This is a genomic window from Caballeronia sp. LZ043 (assembly GCF_031451075.1).
In the GTDB taxonomy this organism is placed as follows: Bacteria; Pseudomonadota; Gammaproteobacteria; order Burkholderiales; family Burkholderiaceae; genus Caballeronia.
Window position 1 is genome coordinate 1,209,098 of record NZ_JARUXT010000001.1, and the last position, 20,180, is coordinate 1,229,277.

Consider the following 20,180-nt stretch of genomic DNA (forward strand, 5'->3'; position numbering starts at 1 on the left):
CCGCAGGAGCGGGACGTTGTCAGTGCGTTTCGTGCGGCACGTCGAGAATGAGGATGATGGTCCAGTCGGCGTCGCCTTCGTGATGGTACTGGCGTTCCGCGACGATGAACGGCTGCTGCTTGCCGTCCGGACCGAGAAAGAGCACGTCGCCTTCCATCGGCAGGCATTCGATGGGCGGCAGCGCCAGGTATGCGTCCTTGCTGGCGTTGCGCGGCATCAGTTTTTCGATCTTGCGCGATGCCGCTTCGGTCCATTCGATATCGAGCTGGATGTTGCTCATGCTGTCGTTCGCACGGTGAGTGCGCTCCACGGTTGAATCGTTGAAAAAGGCGATGCGCAATGTAGCACACGCCATGCTCGGTCCATCATGCGCCTCAAACGAAAAAACGGCCCGCAGGCCGTTTTTCTCGCACGCTGAAGCGTCGTTGCGGACGACGCGCTCAGATCTCCTCGTACAGCGGCAGCGTCAGAAACTCGGTGAAGTCGGCCGAGGTCGACATCTCCTCGAAGATCTTCGCCGCGCGTTCATACGGCTTCGTGTCCGCGCCCGTTGCGCCGACGCTCATTCTCACCTTCTCCAGCTCGTCGATGGTGATCTCGCGCACCAGCGCGGCCGTGACCTTGCGGCCGTCGTCGAGCGAGCCCTTGGGCGAGCGGATCCACTGCCACACTTGCGAGCGCGAGATCTCGGCGGTCGCGGCATCTTCCATCAGGTTGTGGATCGGCACGCAGCCATTGCCCGCGAGCCACGAACCGAGATAGTGGATGCCGACGTTCACATTGTTGCGCAGACCGGCTTCGGTGATCGGCGCTTCCGGACGGAAATCGAGCAGATCGTGCGCGGTAACCTGGACATCAGGGCGCTGCTTGCCGATCTGGTTCGGCTGATCGCCGAGCACGTCGACGAACGCTTTCATCGCGATCGGCACGAGGCCCGGATGCGCCACCCAGCCGCCGTCGTAGCCGTCGGTGGCGTCGCGCGTCTTGTCGGAGCGCACGCCGTCCATGGCGCGCTCGTTCGCCGCGGGATCGTTCTTGATCGGAATCAGCGCCGACATGCCGCCGATCGCCGGCGCATTGCGCTTGTGGCAGGTCTTCAGCAGTTCGAGCGCATAGGCGCGCATGAACGGCGAGGTCATCGTGATCTTCGCGCGGTCGGCGAGACAGAAGTCCGTGTCGTTCTTGAACTTCTTGATCGCCGAGAAGATGTAGTCCCAGCGGCCCGCGTTCAAGCCCGAGCTGTGCTCGCGCAGTTCGTAGAGGATCTCGTCCATTTCGAAGGCGGCGAGAATCGTCTCGACGAGCACGGTTGCGCGGATCGTGCCGCGCGGAATGGCGACCGCCTCCTGTGCCGCGACAAACACATCGTTCCACAGGCGCGCTTCGAGATGGCTCTCCATCTTCGGCAGATAGAAGTAAGGACCGCTGCCGCGCGCGATCAGCTCGTGCGCGTTGTGGAACAGATAGAGCGCGAAGTCGAACAGGCCGCCGGACACGCGCTGGCCGTCGACGGTCACGTGCTTTTCGTCGAGATGCCAGCCGCGCGGACGGACGATCAGCGTCGCGGTCCTGTCGTTGAGCGTGTACGACTTGCCGTTCTGCTGCAGCGAGATCGTGCGGCGCACCGCGTCGCGCAGATTGATCTGACCGACGATCTGGTTGTCCCAGTTCGGCGCGTTCGAATCCTCGAAGTCGGTCATGTACGAATCGGCGCCGGAATTGAGCGCGTTGATGATCATCTTGCGCTCGACCGGACCCGTGATCTCGACGCGGCGGCATTGCAGATCCTTCGGCAGCGGCGCGACGGTCCAGTCGCTCTCGCGGATCGAACGCGTGGCGTCGAGGAAATCGGGGCGCTCGCCGGCGTCGAGGCGTTGGGTGCGCTCGACGCGTGCGGCGAGCAAGTGCTGGCGGCGCGGTTCGAACTGACGGTGCAGCGCCGCGACCAGTTCGAGCGCTTCGCGCGTCAGGATGGCCTGGTAGTCCGGCTTGATGTCGGCCGAGATGGTCATGCCTTTCGGCAGCGAGAGCGGATTCGAGATTGAGGTCATTGTTTTCTCCTTGGTCGGTCAGACAGTTTTGCTTGCTGGTTTTGCGTAGTGGCTTGCGTGGGATTGATGCGTGGCGACTCAGGCCGCGGACGAACGGCGCGCGCTGCCTGCCGTACTGCCCGCTGTGCGGCTGCGCTCTCGCGCGGGCGGGCGCACCGCGCTCGCTTCGACGAACGCGACGAGATCCGCCATGCCGCGCCCGCGTCCATGCGGCGCGACGCCGAGTTCTTCGGCCGCCAGCGCCGCGCGATTGATCCAGAAACTCGTGTAGCCGAACCAGGTCGCTCCCGCGACGTTCCAGCCGCTGCCCGAGACGAACACGATGTCGCGCGGCGGCGCGTCGAAGGCGCGCGTGCCGAGTGCATACGCGGCGGGGGCGGGCGGATAGGCGCGCGCGGCATCGACGGACAGCACGTGATCGAACAGGCCGCTCATGCCGGCGCTTTTCACGGCGACCTCGAGCATCGGGGCGCTGCCGTTCGAGAGGATCGCGAGCGGCAGGTTGAAGCGGTCGCGCAGCGCCGTGAGCGCCGGCACGATGTCGGGAAACGTCGAGAGGCACGCGTATTCGTCGAGCAGGCGCTTTTCGGCGGCGCGGGTCAGCGCGTCGGCGAGCGCGAGACGCGCGGCGGCGTGGCGCAGCGCATCGACGGTGATCTTCCAGAACGGCTCGTAGTGCGTGCCGGCCGGGTCGGCGAGCGTACGCAATTGGGTGTATTCGATCTGCTTGCGGCGCCACAGCCGCGACAGCGCGACGCCGCGTCCCGGGAACAGCTGTTCGGCGGCGGCGACGACCGAATGGACGTCGAAGAGGGTGCCGTAGGCATCGAAGATGACGGCGCGCGGAAGCCGGGGCATGTCGGGGAGAGACGGGGGTGTCGCGTTTGCGGTGAGTGTCGTTCTGGCCGACATAGCCGTGCGCTCCGTGTAGAGGTCGGGACCGATTTTATTCGTGATCCAGGTGATGGAAAAAGCACCGCAACATCACTTGATCTTTTACTTTTTAATACCTAATCTGTGTCCGGTCTCCCTGAATGACGACGAAAACGCATGGATCGGTTCAAGCAGATAGAAACCTTCGCCTCGGTGGCAGCGAAAGGCAGTCTCTCGGCGGCGGCGCAGGCGGAAGGCATCGCGCCGGCCGTGATCGGACGCCGGCTTGACGCGCTCGAAGAACGTCTTGGCGTCAAGCTGCTGGTGCGCACCACGCGCAGGATCACGCTGACCTTCGAAGGTTCGGCGTTCCTGGAGGATTGCCAGCGCATCATCAACGACATGCAGAACGCCGAGGCCAGCGTATCGGCGGGCGGCGTGAAGGCGAGCGGGCACTTGCGTGTGTCGGCGCCGGCGGGATTCGGCCGGCGGCATGTCGCCTCGCTGGTGCCGCGCTTCACCGCGCAGCATCCGGATGTGTCGGTGAGCCTCGACCTGACCGACCGCATGGTCGATCTCGTCAATGAAGGTTTCGACTGCGCCGTGCGGCTCGGAGAATTGCCGGATTCGTCGCTGGTGTCGCTGAAGCTCGGCGAGAACCGGCGCGTGTGCGTCGCGTCGCCGGACTATCTGGCGCGCCGCGGCACGCCCGCCGATCTCGCCGCGCTCGCCCAGCACAATTGCCTGGCGCTCGGGGCATCGGCGAATCAGCAGCGCGGCTGGGTGTTCCAGCAGGACGGCCGGGTCGTGACGATCAAGGTGTCGGGCACGATGGAATGTTCCGACGGCGCGGTCCTGCATGAATGGTGTCTGGAAGGCCGTGGACTGGCGTGGCGCTCGTGGTGGGAGGTCGGCGAGGACATCGGTGAAGGACGGCTCGTGAGCGTGCTCGAAGGCTTTGCTGCGCCGCCCATCGGCATTCACGCGGTGTTTCCGCAGCGCCGGCATCTGCCGCTGCGCGTGCGCCTGTTCCTCGATCTGCTCAAGCATACGTACAACGCTCCGGGATATTGGGGCGACGAGGCGTAGCAGGGACGTTCGCTCCGGCACGCCGGGCAGTCCGGCGCGAAACGTCTCGCCGCCGCGCGGCCCTGACTACAATGAAGCGTGCCCCGAGGTTCGAAGGAGGACGCCATGTTCAAGCACATCCTGGTGCCGACCGACGGCTCCGAGCTGTCGCAGAAGGCCATCGACGGCGCGATCGATCTCGCGCAATCCGTTGGCGCGCGCATCACGGCTTATGCGTGTCTGCCGCAATATCCGTATTCGCCGTTCGCGGATGTCGCCGTCGAGCCGCCCGACGATTTCCACGCCCGCGCCGAGAACGAAGCCCGCGAGCATCTGCATGCGGTCATGCGCGCCGCCGACGACGCCGGCGTGCCCTGCAACAGCGTCACGAGCATCGAGGCGGCGCCGTATATCGGCATCATCGAAGCGGCGGAGCAGAATGGCTGCGACGTCATCCTGATGGCGTCGCACGGACGCCGCGGGCTCGGCAGCCTGTTGATCGGCAGCGAGACGCAGCGCGTGCTCACGCACACCAAGATTCCTGTGATCGTGTATCGTTGAGAACCGGCCAGTGCGCAGCGGCCGCCGCCCGCTTTCGCGAGGACGGCGGCCGCCGCTTTCTTCACTACGCTCCCTGATTCAGCCTGTTACCGCGTGATGATCGACGCGAGGGTCAAGCCACCTTCTTGTCGAAGAACTGCTCGTCTTCCGTCGAGCCGTGCAGCGCGGTGGTCGATGCGTCGCGCTCGACCGTCTGCGTGACCGCGTCGAAATAGCCGGTGCCCACTTCGCGCTGATGCTTGACCGCCGTGAAGCCCTTGTCGGCGGCGGCGAACTCGGCCTGCTGCAGTTCGACGAACGCGCTCATCTGCGAACGGGCGTAGCCGTGCGCGAGGTTGAACATCGAGTAGTTCAGCGCGTGGAAGCCCGCGAGCGTGATGAACTGGAACTTGTAGCCCATCGCGCCGAGTTCGCGCTGGAACTTGGCGATGGTCGCGTCGTCGAGATTCTTCTTCCAGTTGAACGACGGCGAGCAGTTGTACGACAGCATCTTGCCCGGGAATTCCTTGTGGATCGCCTCGGCGAATTTCTTCGCGTATTCGAGGTCCGGCTTGCCCGTCTCGCACCACACGAGATCCGCGTAGGGCGCATAGGCGAGACCGCGCGACACCGCCTGCTCCAGGCCCGGCTTCGTGCGGAAGAAACCTTCCACGGTGCGCTCGCCGGTGAGGAACGGCTTGTCGTTGTCGTCGATGTCGGAGGTGACGAGATCGGCGGCTTCGGCGTCCGTGCGGGCGATCAGCAGCGTCGGCGTGCCGCAGACGTCGGCGGCGAGGCGCGCGGCCGTCAGCTTGGCGACGTTTTCGCGGGTCGGCACGAGCACCTTGCCGCCCATGTGGCCGCACTTCTTGACTGAAGCCAGCTGATCCTCGAAGTGCACACCGGCCGCGCCGGCTTCGATCATCGCCTTCATCAGTTCGAACGCGTTGAGCACGCCGCCGAAGCCTGCTTCGGCGTCGGCCACGATCGGCGCGAAGTAGTCGAGGTAGCCTTCATCGCCGGGATTCTTGCCTTCCGACCACTGGATCTGGTCGGCGCGCGTGAGCGTGTTGTTGATGCGCTTGACGACGAGCGGCACCGAATTGGCCGGATACAACGACTGGTCGGGATACATTTCGCCCGCGACGTTGGCGTCGCCCGCCACCTGCCAACCCGACAGATAGATGGCCTTCAGGCCGGCCTTGACCTGCTGCATCGCCTGGTTGCCGGTCAGCGCGCCGAGCGCGTTGACGAACGGCTCTTCGTTGATCGACGCCCACAGCTTCTCCGCGCCACGCCGCGCGAGCGTGTGCTCCACCGGCACCGAGCCGCGCAGGCGCACGACGTCGTCCGCCGAGTAGCCACGCTTGATGCCCTTCCAGCGCGGGTTGCTTTCCCATTGCTGATGGAGTTGCTGAGCGAGTTGTTGACGTGAGGTCATGGCGTTTCTCCTTGAGATTGGAATGAACAGCGATTCGTGAAGCGGTGATTTTTCCTGGACTTGAGCTGGGTGCGCCGTATCGGGCGCTGTGTTTTGCTCAACTCTTATATAAGAGTCTAGGCAAACGACGCCGCGCGAAACACCCCTTGTGAGCAGAAATTGCGAATCTTTTTATTGTTTAGAATCAGTAATTTAAGCTTGAGATTTCGTCATTCGGAATTGCATTTTCTATGTTGCAATGCGTAAATTTGTGCCGCGCAGCACATCTTTTGCGACACAAAAGGCCATTGCGCATCGTGAAATATGGCGACAAGGCGAAAAAAAACCGATGCACGGGGCATCGGTTTTCTGGTGAAGCCGGAAGCGGCGCATGGCCGCTTCCTGTCAGACGAGGGCTTAGCTGCCGCGGCGCGGTGCGCGCGGGCCGTCGTTGCGGCGTGCGCTGTAGCCGTCGCGCGAGCCATAGCCGCCTTCGCCGCGATTGCCGCCACGATAACCACCGTCGCTGTTGCCGCCACGATAACCACCGTCGCTGTTGCCACCGCGATAGCCGCCTTCGCTGTTGCCACCGCGATAACCGCCTTCACGCGAGCCGGCATTCGGCTTGTTGCCGTAGCCGCTGGCGTTGCTCGGGCCGTAGCCTCGGCCGCTGCTGCTGCCGCCGCCATTGCCGAAGCGTCGGCCGCCACCGCCGTTGCCGCCCGGACGGCCGCGGCCGCCGCCGAAACCGCCCTTCGGCGGGCTCTTGCGCGGCTCGAAGCCGACCACGACATTCACCGGAAGCGGCGCACGCACGAAACGCTCGATGCGCTTGAGCGCGCCCATCTCGGCGTAATGCACGAGGCTGACGGCGGTGCCGCTGCGGCCCGCCCGGCCGGTGCGGCCGATGCGGTGCACGTAGTCTTCGGCGAACTTCGGCAGGTCGTAGTTGAAGACGTGCGTAATGCCCGGAATGTCGATGCCGCGAGCCGCGACGTCGGTCGCCACCAGCACGCGCACACGGCGCTCGCGCAGCGCGCGGATGGTGCGGTTGCGTGCGCCTTGCGGCAGGTCGCCGTGCAGCGCGGCAGATTCGAAGCCGGCGTCGGCGAGACGGTTGGCGATCAGGTCGGCGTCGCTCTTGGTCGCCGTGAAGACGATCGCCTGGTCCAGCGCGTCGTCGCGCAGCAGGTGGTCGAGCAGGCGGTCCTTGTGATCGCGGTCATCCACATAGTGCACGGTCTGCGCGATGTTGCTCTTCGCTTCGAGCTTCTGGACGATCTCGATGCGCTCCGGATCCTTCAGCAGGCGGCCGGTCAGCGAGCTGATCTTGCCGTCGATGGTCGCCGAGAAAAGCAGCGTCTGGCGCGAGGCCGGCGTGGCGTCGACGATCGTCTCGATGTCTTCGATGAAGCCCATGTCGAGCATGCGGTCGGCTTCGTCGAGCACGAGCATGTTCAGTTCGGACAGGTCGATACGGCCGCGCTCGAGGTGATCGATCAGGCGGCCCGGCGTGGCGACGAGAATCTCGGGGTTCTTCGCGAGCAGCATCAATTGCTGACCGTACGCGACACCGCCGAGGATGCTGACGGTACGCAGGCGGCGCAGGTGCTTGCCGTAGGTGGAAGCAGCGGTCGAGACTTGCATCGCGAGTTCGCGGGTCGGCGTCAGCACGAGCAGCTTCGGACGCGCGATCGGCTGCGGACGACGGCCGCGCGCGGCGTTCGGGTCACGCGGCGGGCGCGGTTGCTGGGCTTCCAGCTTTTGCATCTGCGAGAACTTCTCGATGGCGGGCAGCATGAACGCGGCCGTCTTGCCCGAACCGGTCGGGCTGGAGACGAGCAGGTCGCGGCCGGCGAGCGCGGCGGGAATCGCGCGCTGCTGCACGGGCGTCGGGCTGGCGTAGCCTGCGGCGGTCAATGCGGAGATGATGTCTTCCGAAAGACCGAGCGATTCGAAAGTGGGGCCGGTGGGCACGTCGGCTGCCGGGGCGGCTGCGGCGACGGGCGTGTCGGTGGTGGGGGTGAGGCCAATGTCTGCTGCGAGGTTGTCCAACGGGCTAGCGGTGAAGCTCGAAGTCATGTCGATCCTTGAAACGAGGAATAAGGCGTCGGCGCCAATCGGCATACCCAAGTCGTTGGATTCAGCGAGCGAAAAAACAGCGAGCAAATCGAAAAACGAAGGTCACTCACGCGAACGGGCGGTGAGTCTCTTTGTTAGAAGCTGTATCGGATACGGCAGGCCCGTTCGGCCGGAACCGAGCGATGGGCGCTGACGTCAGCCTGATGCATGACGGGCCGGGGACACTGACTGCGTGCAAAGCAACGCAAAACGGCCTAGCAGGGAGGGGACAGTTTCTAAACTGGATTGGAGCGAAACGCTACGATGTGCCTTGCTGCAAGAGGCCTGGCTGAGAAGCCGGGCAGCCGCCGCACGACACAGAAGCGTAAGTATATAGGAATTTGCTGCACCGCGCCAGATCATGACGCCGTTTTGGCGCATTCGCGCGCCAGGGACGGGCATGAGCAGATGCGGTGCGGTTCGTTTCGGGGAATGTTCGCGCCTGAATGACGCAGCGAGCCCCGCAGGCTCAGGTCGCTTCGCCGCGTTTCAACGATTCGACGAGTTCGACGTAGCGCGCCTTGGCTTCGTCGGCGGGCGTGCCTTTCAGCGCTTCCCACGCTTCGAACTTGAACTTGCCGGCGATATCGGTGAAGCCGGGCTTTTCGCCCTGGATGTCGCCGAGGCTGCCTTGCTTGAAGAGCGCATACAGGCGCAGCAGCGTGAGATTGCCGGGCCGCTCGGGCAACTCGGTGACGTCGGTTTGGGCCTGCACGAATTGCTGCTCGATCTCGGTCATGCGTGCTCCATTCGGGTTGAAAAGGCTGCGGTCGATCTTAGCAAGCGCCACGCGCTTTGCCTGTCGAGGCTTTCTTCGAACCGGGCACGCCTTCCAGACGCGCGCGCCTCCTGTCGTAAGCGTCGATGGCGCGAAACCGGTGCAGGTGTCGCATTACAATACCGGCTATGACACGCACTGCCATGCCCACAGCCACACGCACAGTCCTGCTGGCTCTCGACACATCGACCGAGTTCTGCTCAGTCGCGCTGTTACTCGCCGATTCCGCTTCTCCTTCCCCTGACACCGCCATCCCGTCCGTCGCGCCGCAGTATGCGAGCGGCGCGGTGCGCGCCTGGTTCCGCCACGAGGCCACCGGCGCGGTGTCCAGCACCCGCCTGCTGCCCGCGGTGCGCGAGCTGTTCGACGACGCGGGCCTCGCACTCGCCGATTGCGGCGCCATCGCGTTCGGCGCGGGTCCGGGGTCGTTCACCGGTCTGCGCACGGCAACGGGCGTCGCTCAGGGGCTGGCGTTCGGACTGAATGTGCCGGTGGTGCCGGTGAGCACGCTGCTCGCCTGCGCCGAAGCGGCGCGCCTGCACGATCCCGCCGCGCCGCAGCGCGTGCTCGCCGCGCTCGATGCGCGCATGGACGAGGTCTACTGGGCCGACTACGCCTACGACGCCGCGTCGGACGAGTGGCGCACGCTGCATCCGGCCGCGCTCGATGCGCCCGGCGCGCTCGCGCTGCCCGATGTGCCGTTCACGCTGGCCGGCAACGCCGCGGCGGCTTTCAGCGAGCGGCTGCCGGCGCTTGCCGCCGCCGCACACGTGGATCGCGAGGCGCTGCCGCATGCGTTGCCCGTCGCGCTGCTCGGCTTGCGGGCGTGGCGCGCGGGCCGTACCGTCGCACCCGAACACGCGGCGCCGGAATACGTGCGCGACAAGGTCGCGCAGACCACGGCCGAGCGCATGCGGGCCCGCGAGGAGGCGCTGCGGTGAGCGGCGTGCTGCTGGCGGACCGGTATCTCACGCCGATGACCGAAGCCGACCTCGACGAAGTCGCCGCGGTCGAGAAACTCGCCTATGAGTTTCCGTGGAGCCGCGGCAATTTCCAGGATTCCTTGCGCAATGGGTATTACGGCGTCTGCCTGCGGCATGTGACGGGCACGCTGATCGGCTATTGCGTGCTGATGCCGGTGGTCGACGAGATGCATCTGCTGAACCTGTGTGTCGCGCCGGCGGCGCAGCGCGCGGGCGCGGGGCTCACGCTGCTGCGCGAGGCGGTGCGCATCACGCGCTCCGAGAAGCTCGAAGGCGTGCTGCTCGAAGTGCGGCCGTCCAATCCGCGCGCCATCCAGCTATACGAACGCTTCGGCTTTACCGCCATCGGGCGCCGCAAGAACTATTACCCCGCGCGGCATCGCTCGCGCGAGGACGCAATCGTCATGCGTCTGTCGTTTTCGAAGGAGAGTGCGCATGGCGCTCGATGAATCGCTGATCGAAGAGCTCGGAATCGGGCCGGTGTGGGTCCGGCGCGCGGCGGCCAAGGCCCCCGCGATGCAGGCGGACGCGCCCGAAGTGCAAGCAACGGCTGCGGGGGTTGGGGAAGCGCCGCCCGTCACGGATCGAAGGGAAGTGCATGCCGCATCGCCCTTGCCGGCCTCACGGCCCGAAGCCGCGCAACCGAAAGCCGAGCGGCCGGAAGCGCCGTCCGCTTCCGACCTCCCGCCGCTCGACGCCTACGACGATCTCCCCTGGGCCGACGAAGCGCCCGCCGCCCCCGAACCCGCGCTGGCCGACGCCCCCGGCGACCTCGACATCGCCACGCTCGACTGGGATGCGCTCGCCGACCGTGTCTCGAACTGCCAGCGCTGCCGTTTGTGCGAGCGGCGCACGAACACGGTCTTCGGCGTCGGCGATCGCGAGGCGGACTGGATGCTGATCGGCGAGGCACCGGGCGAGAACGAGGACAAGCAGGGCGAGCCGTTCGTCGGCCAGGCGGGCAAGCTGCTCGACAACATGCTGCGCGCGCTCACGCTGTCGCGCGTGTCGAACGTCTATATCGCCAACGTCATCAAGTGCCGTCCGCCCGGCAACCGCAATCCCGAGCCTGATGAAGTCGCGCGCTGCGAGCCGTATCTGCAACGGCAGGTCGCCCTGGTGAAGCCGAAGGTGATCGTCGCGATGGGACGCTTCGCCGCGCAAAGTCTGCTCAAGAGCGATGCCAGCATTGCGTCGCTGCGCGGGCGCGTGCACGCGTATCAGGGCGTGCCGGTGATCGTCACGTATCACCCGGCCTATCTGCTGCGCAGTCTGCAGGACAAGTCGAAGGCCTGGGCCGATCTCTGTCTCGCGCGCGCGACCCATCGCGACGCGCTCACGGCGCTCGGCGTCCAGCCCGGCGCCGGGGAAGACGCGCGGCAAGCATCGGGGAAGGGCGGCCGCTGATGGCGGTCACGGCGAGCGAACTGACGCGCCTCGTCGAACGTTTCGACGACGTCACCGTGCGCGACCTCGCCTGGCTGCTGTTCGCGCCGGATCTGCTGAGCGGCGCGGACGCGGAACTGGCGCAGCCGGTCGCGTCCGCCGCCGAATACGACGCGACGCTCGCCTGGCTCACGCAACTCGACACCGCGCCGCAGAGCCTGCATGAACACGCACGCGATCCGCGCTTCACCCGTCTCGGCATCTACGCGGAAAGTCTGCTGCGCTACTTTCTCGTTCATGGGCCGGCGGCGCGTCTCGTCGCGGCGAACGTGCCGGTACGGCGCCAGCGCCAGACCATCGGCGAATGCGACTTCCTGCTCGAAGGCGCCAATGGCGCGAAGCTGCACTGGGAACTGGCGGTGAAGTTCTATCTGCATATCGGCGACGGCTCGGGCGACACCGCCTCTACCGCGCGGCTGTCCGATTATGTCGGCCCGAACCTGCAGGATCGCTTCGATCTCAAGCACGCGCGTCTGCTCACGCATCAGCTCGGGCTGACCGCGCGCGCCGAATTCGCGGCGCTCGGCTTCGACGGTCCCTGGCGGGCGCAATCCTTCATCAAGGGCCGGCTCTTCTATCACGGCCTGCATGCCGAGGCGGTCAGGCCTGCGCCCGAGATCGGCGCGAACCATGTGCGCGGCTGGTGGCTGACGGCGTCGGAATGGCGGGCGGCGCGTGCCGCGTCTTCGCACGGCGAACGCGCCTGGGTCGTGCAGCCGCGCATGGCGTGGCTCGCGTCGCGCCGGATCGATGCAGCGGCCGCCGACGCGCTCGTGGCCGAATCGGACGAAATCGCCCTGCGCCTCGCTCACGCGGCGACGCCGACGATGATCGCCACCTACGCGCGCAACGAGGCGGAAGATTGGGTCGAGGAATCGCGCGGCTTCATCGTGCCGGACGGATGGCCGGACGCCGCGCGCGCCTTCGCCCGACAGGCAGTCTGACGTCAATCAGGACGCGACTCACCACCAGCGAAAGAAATGATGCACCGGCCCGACACCGTGGCCCACGTCGAGTTGCCCGCTCGCCTCGATCGCGCCGGTCAGGTAGCGCTTGGCCTCCGAGGTGGCGCTCGCCAGGTCGCCGCTGTGCGCCAGCAGCGCGGCGATCGCCGACGACAGCGTGCAGCCCGTGCCATGCGTGTTCCTGAGCGGCACGCGCACGCCGCCGAGCCGCAACGCGCCATGTTCCTCGATGAGCCAGTCCGGACTTTCCGTCGAGGCAAGATGGCCGCCTTTCATCAGCACGGCCTGCGCGCCGAGCGCGCGCAGCGCTTCGCCTTGACGGACCATCGCGTCTTCGTCGGCGGCGGATTCGGTGCCGAGCAGCGCGGCCGCTTCCGGCAGATTCGGCGTGACGAGCATCGCGAGCGGCAGCAGTTCGTCGCGCAACGCGGCGACGGCTTCCGGCGCCAGCAACGCATGATGGCTTTTCGAGATCATCACGGTATCGAGCACGACATGCTTCGGCCGGTAACGCCGCAGTGCGTCGGCGACCGCGCGCACGATGCCCGCGTTCGCCAGCATGCCGATCTTGACCGCGTCGATGCGGATGTCGTCGAACACGGCGTCCAGCTGCGCGCCGATGAACGACGGCTCAGGCGCATGGACCGCCGTGACGCCGCGCGTGTTCTGCGCGGTCAGCGCCGTGATGACGCTCGCGCCGTAGGCGCCGAGCGCGGAGAAGGCCTTGAGATCGGCCTGGATGCCCGCGCCGCCGCCCGAGTCGGAACCGGCGATCGTGAGCACGTTGGGAATGGTTTGCGTGGCGGACATGTCGGACATGGCGAATTCAGGTTGGAGCGCGGGCGATCGTCGCGCGCAGGGCCGCCGCGGCTGCACGCGGATCCGCGGCCCGGCAGAGCGCCGATACCACGGCCAGGCCGGCGGGCCGGGCGCGCAGCACGTCGGCGGCGTTGTGCGCCTGGATGCCGCCGATCGCCACAGTCGGAAAACGCGCGGCGGCGCGGATGGCCGCGAGGCCGTCGATGCCGCATGGCGTGGAAGCGTCGGTCTTGGTCGGCGTCGCGTAGACCGGCCCTGCGCCCAGGTAATCGATGACGCCGGCGAGCGCGTCGGCTGCGGCGGTCTCCTCGAGATTCGACACCGACAGCCCGATCAGCGCATCCGGCCCGAGCATGTCCCGAACGACGCCGGCCGGCAGGTCGCGCTGGCCGACATGCACGCCATCGGCGCCGGCGGCGAGCGCGACATCGACGTGATCGTTGATGACGAAGGGCACGCCGTGCGCGCGCGTCAGCGGCAGGATGTCTCGCGCGAGGTCGAACCACGCGCGCTTGTGCCACTCGGGCGCGCGCAGTTGCACGAGCGTGGCGCCGCCCTCGAGCGCCGCGCGCGCGACCTGCACAGCCGCGTCGTGGCCGCCGCACTGCACCGGATCGAGCACGAGGTACAGCGACAGGTCGAAGGCGGTGCGCATCGTCAGCTCACGACGACGTCGCGCTGCACGAGCGTCTGGCCGAACGCGGCCTGATCGAGCGATGCGAGCCGGTCCAGGTACGCGACCGCGAAGCTGCCGGGCAGGGCGGCGTCGCGCGCGGCGAGTTCGCCGGCGATGGTCGAATAGGCGACGGCGGCCACCGTCGCGGCCCAGAACTCACTGGCATCGGACGCCGTGCCGACGAACGCCGCGACCGTCGCCGAGAGCGCGCAGCCGACGCCCGTCACGCGCGTCATCAAGGGCGAGCCGTTCGAGAGCGCGATCACGCGGCGGCCATCGGTCACGTAGTCGGTCTGGCCCGTCACGGCAACCACCGCCCGTGTTTTGAGCGCGAGGATCTGGGCGGCATCGAGGGCGGCGTCGGTGGCCGCGGTGCTGTCGACACCGCGTCCGCTCGCCGCGCCGCCCGACAGGCTGATGATCTCGGAAGCGTTGCCGCGGATGACGGCAGGTCTGGCATCGAGCAGGTCGAGCGCGAAATCAGTGCGGAACGAGAGCGGCCCGACCGCGACGGGATCGAGGATCCACGGCGTGCGCGCGTCGTTGGCGGCGTGCACGGCGGCGCGGATCGCGCGCGTCTGGGGCACGTCGAGCGTGCCGAGATTGACCGACAGCGCCTGCGCGATGGGCGCGAATTCCGCGACTTCCTCGCGCGCGACGACCATCGCCGGAGCCGCGCCGAGCGCCAGCAGCACGTTGGCCGTGAAGTTGGTGACGACGAGATTGGTCAGGCAATGCACCAGCGGAGCGCGCTCGCGCACACGGGAAACGAAGGCGTAGAGGTCGGCGGCGAGCATGAGGTGATGTCGATGAAGCGGCGCGTCAGTGACGCATCAGTGCCGCGCCTCGCCGATCAGCGCGACTGAATCGAACGCGCGCTGGTTGGCCTGATGCCGGCGCATCACAAAATACATCATGAGGCAGACGAACGAGCCGAACATGACGATGACGAACTGGATCGGCATGTCGAGCCAGACGAGCACCGCGTACAGGCACAGCATGACGAGCACGGAGAGGTTCTCGTTGAAGTTCTGCACGGCGATGGAATGTCCCGCCGACAGCAGCACGTGCCCGCGATGCTGGAGCAGCGCGTTCATCGGCACGACAAAGAAGCCCGACAGCCCGCCGACCACCATCAGGAACAGATAGGCGATCAGCAGATAGCCCGGGAAGTGCAGCTTGCCGAAGTAGATGCCCCAGTGCGCCGGAAACAGATGGCGGGTGTAGAACGCCATCACCATGACGGCGATGCCCATCATGATGCCGACCGGCAGCACCGAGAGCGAGCGCTTGAGCGGCACGCGGGCCGCCGCCAGCACGGCGCCGACCGCCACGCCGACCGCGATGACGGCCTGCAGGATGGCCGCCTGCGAGAGCGTCATGCCGAGCGAGACTTCGGCCCATTTCAGTACGATGAATTGCAGGGTGGCGCCCGCGCCCCAGAAGAGCGTCGTGACGGCCAGCGAAATCTGGCCGAGCTTGTCGCGCCAGAGGATGAGGAAGCAGTCGGCGAAATCGGTGATCAGCTTGAGCGGGCGCGTTTCCTGTTTCGGATAGCGCGCGCCGGTGTCGGGGATGCGCAGGTTGAACATCGCGGCGATCACGTACATCAGCATGATGACGAGCATCGCGGCTTCGGCGGGCGTATGGATGCGCGGAATGTGCAGCGACAGCAGATGACTCGCGATATGCGGACTGATGAGCGCGCCGCCCATCACGGTGCCGAGGATGATGGAGCCGACCGTTGTGCCTTCGATCCAGCCGTTCGCCGCCACGAGACGGTCGGGCGGCAGGAGCTCGGTGAGAATGCCGTACTTGGCGGGCGAGTAGGCGGCGGCGCCGAAGCCGACGATGCCGTACGCGAGCAGGGGATGCGCGCCGAACAGCATGGTGATGCAGCCGACCACCTTGATGGAATTGGTCACGAACATCACGTGACCCTTGGGCCGGGAATCCGCGAAGGCGCCGACGAAGGCCGCGAGCACCACGTACGAGAGGACGAAGAACAGCTTGAGCAGCGGCGTCATCCAGTTCGGGGCGTGAAGATCTTTCAGCAGTGCAATGGCAGCGATCAGTAGAGCGTTGTCGGCCAGCGATGAGAAAAACTGCGCGGCCATGATGGTGTAAAAACCTTTTTTCATCTGATCCGAAGCTTTCCTCACTGCGGGTGATCCGCCCCGGGCACGTCGTGTGTGACCGGGCTTATGCCTTTCGAAATGGGTTGTGCGCACGGCTTTATAACACGAAAATAGATGCATTCTGACTAGCAGTAATCTCGATGACGTGCGAAATGGCACGCCCGTCCCGAAGATTCGTCATAACTTACTGATTCGCAAGGCGCCTGAGCGGCGCAGCGGGATGCATCCCGCTGGCGTATGCTCGCCGTTCCGGCCGCCTTCATTGCCTTTCAACCAGACACTCATGCCGCGCCCCCTATCCGCAACCATCCACACCGCCGCACTCGCCAACAATCTCGCCATTGCCCGGAAGTTCGCGCCGAAATCCAAGATCTGGGCCGTCGTCAAGGCCAATGCGTATGGCCATGGTCTTGCCCGGGCGTTCCCGGGATTGCGCGCGACGGACGGCTTTGGGCTTCTCGACCTCGAAGAAGCCGCGAAGTTGCGTGAATTGGGCTGGGCGGGGCCGATTCTTTTGCTCGAAGGCTTTTTCCGCCCGACTGACATCGACGTCATCGACCGCTACAGCCTGACCACCGCCATTCATTGCGACGAGCAATTGCGCATGCTGGAAATGGCGCGGCTTTCGAAGCCCGTCAACGTCCAGTTGAAGATGAACAGCGGCATGAACCGCCTGGGCTACCGGCCGGAGAAGTATCGCGCGGCGTGGGAGCGGGCGCGGGCGTGCCAGGGCATCGGCCAGATCACGCTGATGACCCATTTCTCCGATGCCGACGGCCCGCGCGGCATCACTCATCAGCTCGAGGCCTTCGAGCGCGGCGCCGAGGGCATTGCCGGCGCGCGCAGCCTCTCCAATTCGGCGGCCCTGCTGTGGCATGAAGGCGCGCATTTCGACTGGGTGCGGCCGGGCATCATGCTGTACGGCGCTTCGCCGTCGGGCGTGACCGCGGATATTGCCGCCATCGGACTCAAGCCCGCCATGACGCTGCAATCCGAGCTGATCGCCGTGCAGACGGTCGATGCGGGCAGCAGCATCGGCTATGGCTCGACCTTCACGGCGGGGCAGTCGATGCGCGTCGGCGTGGTCGCGTGCGGTTACGCGGACGGCTATCCGCGCGTGGCGCCGGAAGGCACGCCGGTGATCGTCGACGGCGTGCGCACGAAGCTCGTCGGCCGCGTCTCGATGGACATGCTCACCGTCGATCTCACACCGTGTCCGAATGCGGGCGTCGGCGCGCGCGTCGAGCTGTGGGGCCCGCGTCTGCCGATCGACGACGTCGCCAGCGCGGCGGGCACGATCGGCTATGAGCTCATGTGCGCGATCGCGCAGCGCGTGCCGGTGCGCGCGGAATGACGGGTTCTGACTGGGCAATCCGAACGACTCCAGAACAAGGCAAGGCACTCAGTGGCAAAAGCAGCAAAGGCGAAAACGCTCTTTACGTGTAGCGAATGCGGCGGGCAGTCGCCGAAATGGACAGGCCAGTGCGCCGCATGCGGGGCCTGGAACACGCTGGTGGAAACCGTGGAGCAGGCGCCGTCGGCGCATCGCTTCCAGGCGCTGGCAAAGAGCTCGGCGGTGCGCAAGCTGGCGGACATCGAGGCCGCCGACGTGCCGCGTTTCACCACCGGTGTCGGCGAATTCGACCGCGTGCTGGGCGGCGGCCTGGTGCCGGGCGGCGTCGTGCTGATTGGCGGCGATCCGGGCATCGGCAAATCAACGCTGTTGCTGCAGTCGCTTGCCGAGATCGCGCGCGAGCGGCCCGCGCTGTATGTGAGCGGCGAGGAATCCGGCGCGCAGATCGCGTTGCGGGCCCAGCGGCTGGGGTTGATCGGCGGCGCAAGCGGCGCGGGCGACCTCGCGCTGCTCGCGGAAATCCAGCTCGAAAAGATCCAGGCGACCATCGACGAGCAGCGGCCCGAAGTCGCCGTGATCGACTCCATCCAGACCATCTACTCCGAAGCGCTGACCTCGGCGCCCGGTTCGGTCGCGCAGGTGCGCGAGTGCGCGGCGCAACTGACGCGCATCGCGAAGCAGACCGGCACGGCGATCATCATGGTCGGCCACGTGACCAAGGAAGGCAGTCTCGCGGGGCCGCGCGTGCTGGAGCATATCGTCGATACCGTGCTGTACTTCGAGGGCGACACGCACTCGTCGTTCAGGCTCGTGCGCGCGTTCAAGAACCGCTTCGGCGCGGTCAACGAACTCGGCGTGTTCGCGATGACGGAAAAGGGTTTGCGCGGCGTCGCCAATCCGTCGGCGCTGTTTCTCTCGCAGCACGAGCAGAGCGTCTCGGGTTCGTGCGTGCTGGTGACGCAGGAAGGCTCGCGGCCCTTGCTGGTGGAAGTGCAGGCGCTGGTCGATACCGCCCATGTTCCCAATCCGCGCCGTCTTGCCGTCGGCCTGGAGCAGAACCGTCTGGCGCTGTTGCTCGCGGTGCTGCACCGGCACGCGGGCATTGCGTGCTTCGACCAGGACGTGTTCCTCAATGCGGTCGGCGGGGTCAAGATCACCGAACCCGCGGCCGATCTGGCCGTGCTGCTCGCCATTCACTCGTCGCTGCGCAACAAGCCGCTGCCCAAGGGGCTCATCACCTTTGGCGAGGTCGGACTGGCCGGCGAGATCCGGCCGTCGCCGCGCGGCCAGGACCGTCTGAAGGAAGCTGCCAAGCTCGGGTTTTCGGTCGCGCTGATTCCGAAGGCGAATGCGCCGAAACAGGCGATCGACGGACTCAAGGTCGTGGCTGTGGACCGCATCGAGGAAGCGATCGACCGGGTGCGCGATCTCGAATAGGACGTTCGCGTAGCGCGCGCCGTGCGGCAGGGAAACCTGCAATGATCGGGCCCCTCGTAACGCGTCGTAAAATTATCGTTGCGCAATGTAACCCAATCGAAGCGCGCTTTTCTTATCCTTCCAGAGCTACGGACCCGGCAACCTCGCTCACGCCTCTCAAGAAGCGAGGTGACTGGAAGGATCGAGAGGACCACGCTTTGAAACACCTGAAATCTACCCGGCCGAAGCCCGCGTTCCATCTGCGCGGTTGCCGTGTCTCCGCGCCGCTGCAGCAGCCGTGGGGCAGCGGCTGCAGGATCGTGGAATGGATCGACGAGAACGGCCAGATTTCGCGCCGCGCCGTTGCCGCCGACGTCACCGAAGACGAAGTGGTCGCCACCATCCGCAAGCATGTGACCGGCCGCAAGCACGTGCTGGTGGATGACGAACGCGAGCCGCGCCAGGTTCTGCCTCGCCGCTAGTCTGGCGTCTGGCGTGCTTGCGCTGTAAAGAGAGGATGCATGGCCGCTTCGGCGGGGGTGAGCACCGGCGCGACGCAGCAATCGAGCGGCTCCAGCAACGCCATCCATTCGTCTCGCGTGCGCTCGCGAAAGCATGCCGCGAGTTCCGCCGACAGTTGCGCCGCATCCACGCCGCCGATAGCCTGCCCGAGACTCCAGTGACGGCCGGCCCAGTCCGGGCGGCCGAGCGCTTCGCACAGCGTTCGCCAGAACTTCAACTCGAGCGCGCCGACGGCAATGAAGCGTTCATCGCGCGTGCGATACACGTCGTAACAGGGCACGCCACCGTTCAGCAAACCCGCGCCGGCGCGCGTGACCGCGGGGTCTTCATTGGCGAGCGCGATGTGGGCCATCACGTTGTGGGCGTGCATCGCGTGCGTCATCGATATATCGATGCGCCTTCCCGCGCCGCCGCGCGCCACCTGCCACGCTGCCGCGAGCATTTCCGTCACTGCCGTCAACGCGCCGCCGAGCAGGTCGGCCAGCTGGACATTCGGCGCGATGGGCGTGCCGTCGCGGGCGGCTAGCTGATCGAGCACGCCCGCGTAGGCGATGTAGTTCAGGTCGTGACCGGCCTTGTGCGCAAACGGTCCCTCGGCGCCGAAGCCCGTGATCGCGCAATAGACGAGCTTCGGATTGGCCTCGCGCAGCACCTCGTCACCCACACCCAGCCGCGCCATGACCGCTGGGCGGAAGCTTTCCACCAGAATGTCCGCGTCGCGCGCCAGTTCGATCAGCCGGGCGCGACCTTCCGGCGTTTTCAGATCCAGCGTGAGCTGCCGTTTGCCGCGATTGACGATGCGATAGAACGCGCTCGGCACGCCGCGGGCGCGGTCGGCCGGGCTTTGCAGCATCGTGCGCGCATAGTCGCCTTCACCCGGCGGTTCGATCTTGAGGACGTCGGCGCCGAGTTCCGCCAGCCGCAGCGTGGCGACGGGTCCGGGCAGAAGCCGCGTCAGGTCGAGGACGCGCAGGCCGGTGAGTGCAGGCGTCACGTGGCGGGTCTCCTCA

Annotated in this window: 20 protein-coding genes; 9 read left to right on the forward strand and 11 right to left on the reverse strand. The window is 66.4% G+C overall.

All coding sequences use genetic code 11. The features are described from left to right. Positions 1–19: 19 nt before the first annotated feature. From QCE64_RS05385 to QCE64_RS05395, 3 genes are all read right to left on the reverse strand, one after another. Positions 20–280, reverse strand: a complete 261-nt coding sequence (locus QCE64_RS05385; protein WP_309919647.1) for a DNA-binding protein — start codon at positions 278–280, stop codon at positions 20–22. A 160-nt stretch (positions 281–440) separates the two neighbouring features. Further along, positions 441–2,051, reverse strand: a complete 1,611-nt coding sequence (gene aceB, locus QCE64_RS05390) for a malate synthase A (protein ID WP_310002982.1) — start codon at positions 2,049–2,051, stop codon at positions 441–443. Positions 2,052–2,129: 78 nt separating this feature from the next. After that, positions 2,130–2,909, reverse strand: a complete 780-nt coding sequence (locus QCE64_RS05395) for a haloacid dehalogenase type II (RefSeq protein WP_309929736.1) — start codon at positions 2,907–2,909, stop codon at positions 2,130–2,132. A 192-nt stretch (positions 2,910–3,101) separates the two neighbouring features. On the opposite strand from QCE64_RS05395, the gene QCE64_RS05400 reads away from it, so the two are divergent. Then, positions 3,102–4,013: a LysR family transcriptional regulator gene (locus QCE64_RS05400; protein ID WP_309915396.1), complete on the forward strand. Its 912-nt coding sequence runs from the start codon at positions 3,102–3,104 to the stop codon at positions 4,011–4,013. A 105-nt stretch (positions 4,014–4,118) separates the two neighbouring features. Then, positions 4,119–4,553 (forward strand): universal stress protein, encoded by a 435-nt coding sequence (locus QCE64_RS05405; protein ID WP_309808040.1) that lies wholly within the window; start codon positions 4,119–4,121, stop codon positions 4,551–4,553. Positions 4,554–4,665: 112 nt separating this feature from the next. Here QCE64_RS05405 and aceA read toward each other — a convergent pair whose 3' ends face one another. The 3 genes from aceA to QCE64_RS05420 all read right to left on the reverse strand — a co-directional run bounded on the left by aceA (position 4,666) and on the right by QCE64_RS05420 (position 8,812). Then, complete coding sequence (aceA, locus tag QCE64_RS05410) at positions 4,666–5,973, reverse strand: isocitrate lyase (protein WP_310002984.1); 1,308 nt, start codon at positions 5,971–5,973, stop codon at positions 4,666–4,668. A gap of 396 nt (positions 5,974–6,369) precedes the next feature. Beyond that, a complete protein-coding gene (locus QCE64_RS05415; RefSeq protein ID WP_310002986.1) occupies positions 6,370–8,034 on the reverse strand; it encodes a DEAD/DEAH box helicase in 1,665 nt (554 codons plus the stop codon). Positions 8,035–8,542: 508 nt separating this feature from the next. Next, positions 8,543–8,812: an acyl-CoA-binding protein gene (locus tag QCE64_RS05420; protein ID WP_309915405.1), complete on the reverse strand. Its 270-nt coding sequence runs from the start codon at positions 8,810–8,812 to the stop codon at positions 8,543–8,545. 182 nt (positions 8,813–8,994) lie between these two features. On the opposite strand from QCE64_RS05420, the gene tsaB reads away from it, so the two are divergent. The 4 genes from tsaB to QCE64_RS05440 are packed head-to-tail and all read left to right on the forward strand — an operon-like array spanning position 8,995 to position 12,224. Next, a complete protein-coding gene (gene tsaB / locus QCE64_RS05425; protein ID WP_309915409.1) occupies positions 8,995–9,792 on the forward strand; it encodes a tRNA (adenosine(37)-N6)-threonylcarbamoyltransferase complex dimerization subunit type 1 TsaB in 798 nt (265 codons plus the stop codon). Next, positions 9,789–10,283, forward strand: coding sequence for a ribosomal protein S18-alanine N-acetyltransferase (rimI, locus tag QCE64_RS05430; RefSeq protein ID WP_309808045.1), 495 nt, complete (start codon positions 9,789–9,791; stop codon positions 10,281–10,283). Before tsaB ends, rimI begins: the two co-directional genes overlap by 4 nt. Then, positions 10,270–11,241: a uracil-DNA glycosylase family protein gene (locus tag QCE64_RS05435; RefSeq protein ID WP_310002988.1), complete on the forward strand. Its 972-nt coding sequence runs from the start codon at positions 10,270–10,272 to the stop codon at positions 11,239–11,241. Before rimI ends, QCE64_RS05435 begins: the two co-directional genes overlap by 14 nt. Then, a complete protein-coding gene (locus QCE64_RS05440; RefSeq protein WP_310002990.1) occupies positions 11,241–12,224 on the forward strand; it encodes a DUF1853 family protein in 984 nt (327 codons plus the stop codon). Before QCE64_RS05435 ends, QCE64_RS05440 begins: the two co-directional genes overlap by 1 nt. Before the next feature lie 18 nt (positions 12,225–12,242). Here QCE64_RS05440 and thiD read toward each other — a convergent pair whose 3' ends face one another. From thiD to lplT, 4 genes are read right to left on the reverse strand one after another with little or no spacing between them, the layout of a single operon-like run. Beyond that, positions 12,243–13,055, reverse strand: a complete 813-nt coding sequence (gene thiD / locus QCE64_RS05445; RefSeq protein WP_309931560.1) for a bifunctional hydroxymethylpyrimidine kinase/phosphomethylpyrimidine kinase — start codon at positions 13,053–13,055, stop codon at positions 12,243–12,245. A gap of 16 nt (positions 13,056–13,071) precedes the next feature. Further along, positions 13,072–13,719, reverse strand: a complete 648-nt coding sequence (gene thiE, locus QCE64_RS05450) for a thiamine phosphate synthase (RefSeq protein ID WP_309929747.1) — start codon at positions 13,717–13,719, stop codon at positions 13,072–13,074. Between the two features lie 2 nt (positions 13,720–13,721). Continuing rightward, positions 13,722–14,537, reverse strand: coding sequence for a hydroxyethylthiazole kinase (thiM, locus tag QCE64_RS05455; RefSeq protein WP_309929748.1), 816 nt, complete (start codon positions 14,535–14,537; stop codon positions 13,722–13,724). Between the two features lie 36 nt (positions 14,538–14,573). Then, on the reverse strand, positions 14,574–15,881 hold the full coding sequence (gene lplT / locus QCE64_RS05460) for a lysophospholipid transporter LplT (protein WP_309915426.1): 1,308 nt from the start codon (positions 15,879–15,881) through the stop codon (positions 14,574–14,576). 280 nt (positions 15,882–16,161) lie between these two features. Between lplT and alr the strand changes: the two genes are divergently transcribed. From alr to QCE64_RS05475, 3 genes are all read left to right on the forward strand, one after another. Beyond that, positions 16,162–17,232, forward strand: coding sequence for an alanine racemase (gene alr / locus QCE64_RS05465; protein WP_309915428.1), 1,071 nt, complete (start codon positions 16,162–16,164; stop codon positions 17,230–17,232). Positions 17,233–17,283: 51 nt separating this feature from the next. After that, complete coding sequence (gene radA, locus QCE64_RS05470) at positions 17,284–18,669, forward strand: DNA repair protein RadA (RefSeq protein WP_309808052.1); 1,386 nt, start codon at positions 17,284–17,286, stop codon at positions 18,667–18,669. Positions 18,670–18,866: 197 nt separating this feature from the next. Next, complete coding sequence (locus tag QCE64_RS05475) at positions 18,867–19,130, forward strand: DUF2866 domain-containing protein (RefSeq protein ID WP_309915434.1); 264 nt, start codon at positions 18,867–18,869, stop codon at positions 19,128–19,130. On the opposite strand, the gene QCE64_RS05480 is transcribed toward QCE64_RS05475, so the two are convergent. Continuing rightward, positions 19,127–20,164, reverse strand: coding sequence for a CaiB/BaiF CoA-transferase family protein (locus tag QCE64_RS05480; RefSeq protein WP_310002992.1), 1,038 nt, complete (start codon positions 20,162–20,164; stop codon positions 19,127–19,129). The two genes, QCE64_RS05475 and QCE64_RS05480, sit on opposite strands and share 4 nt — an antisense overlap. Positions 20,165–20,180 lie beyond the last annotated feature (16 nt).

Coding starts and splice junctions, on each gene's coding strand:
- QCE64_RS05415 (WP_310002986.1), bottom strand. CDS start 8,034: ATGACTTCGAGCTTCACCGCTAGCCCGTTGGACAACCTCGCAGCAGAC.
- aceA (WP_310002984.1), bottom strand. CDS start 5,973: ATGACCTCACGTCAACAACTCGCTCAGCAACTCCATCAGCAATGGGAA.
- QCE64_RS05405 (WP_309808040.1), top strand. CDS start 4,119: ATGTTCAAGCACATCCTGGTGCCGACCGACGGCTCCGAGCTGTCGCAG.
- aceB (WP_310002982.1), bottom strand. CDS start 2,051: ATGACCTCAATCTCGAATCCGCTCTCGCTGCCGAAAGGCATGACCATC.
- thiM (WP_309929748.1), bottom strand. CDS start 14,537: ATGCTCGCCGCCGACCTCTACGCCTTCGTTTCCCGTGTGCGCGAGCGC.
- alr (WP_309915428.1), top strand. CDS start 16,162: ATGCCGCGCCCCCTATCCGCAACCATCCACACCGCCGCACTCGCCAAC.
- lplT (WP_309915426.1), bottom strand. CDS start 15,881: ATGAAAAAAGGTTTTTACACCATCATGGCCGCGCAGTTTTTCTCATCG.
- QCE64_RS05435 (WP_310002988.1), top strand. CDS start 10,270: ATGGCGCTCGATGAATCGCTGATCGAAGAGCTCGGAATCGGGCCGGTG.
- QCE64_RS05420 (WP_309915405.1), bottom strand. CDS start 8,812: ATGACCGAGATCGAGCAGCAATTCGTGCAGGCCCAAACCGACGTCACC.
- QCE64_RS05395 (WP_309929736.1), bottom strand. CDS start 2,909: ATGCCCCGGCTTCCGCGCGCCGTCATCTTCGATGCCTACGGCACCCTC.
- QCE64_RS05440 (WP_310002990.1), top strand. CDS start 11,241: ATGGCGGTCACGGCGAGCGAACTGACGCGCCTCGTCGAACGTTTCGAC.
- QCE64_RS05400 (WP_309915396.1), top strand. CDS start 3,102: ATGGATCGGTTCAAGCAGATAGAAACCTTCGCCTCGGTGGCAGCGAAA.
- thiD (WP_309931560.1), bottom strand. CDS start 13,055: ATGTCCGCCACGCAAACCATTCCCAACGTGCTCACGATCGCCGGTTCC.
- tsaB (WP_309915409.1), top strand. CDS start 8,995: ATGCCCACAGCCACACGCACAGTCCTGCTGGCTCTCGACACATCGACC.
- thiE (WP_309929747.1), bottom strand. CDS start 13,719: ATGCGCACCGCCTTCGACCTGTCGCTGTACCTCGTGCTCGATCCGGTG.
- QCE64_RS05385 (WP_309919647.1), bottom strand. CDS start 280: ATGAGCAACATCCAGCTCGATATCGAATGGACCGAAGCGGCATCGCGC.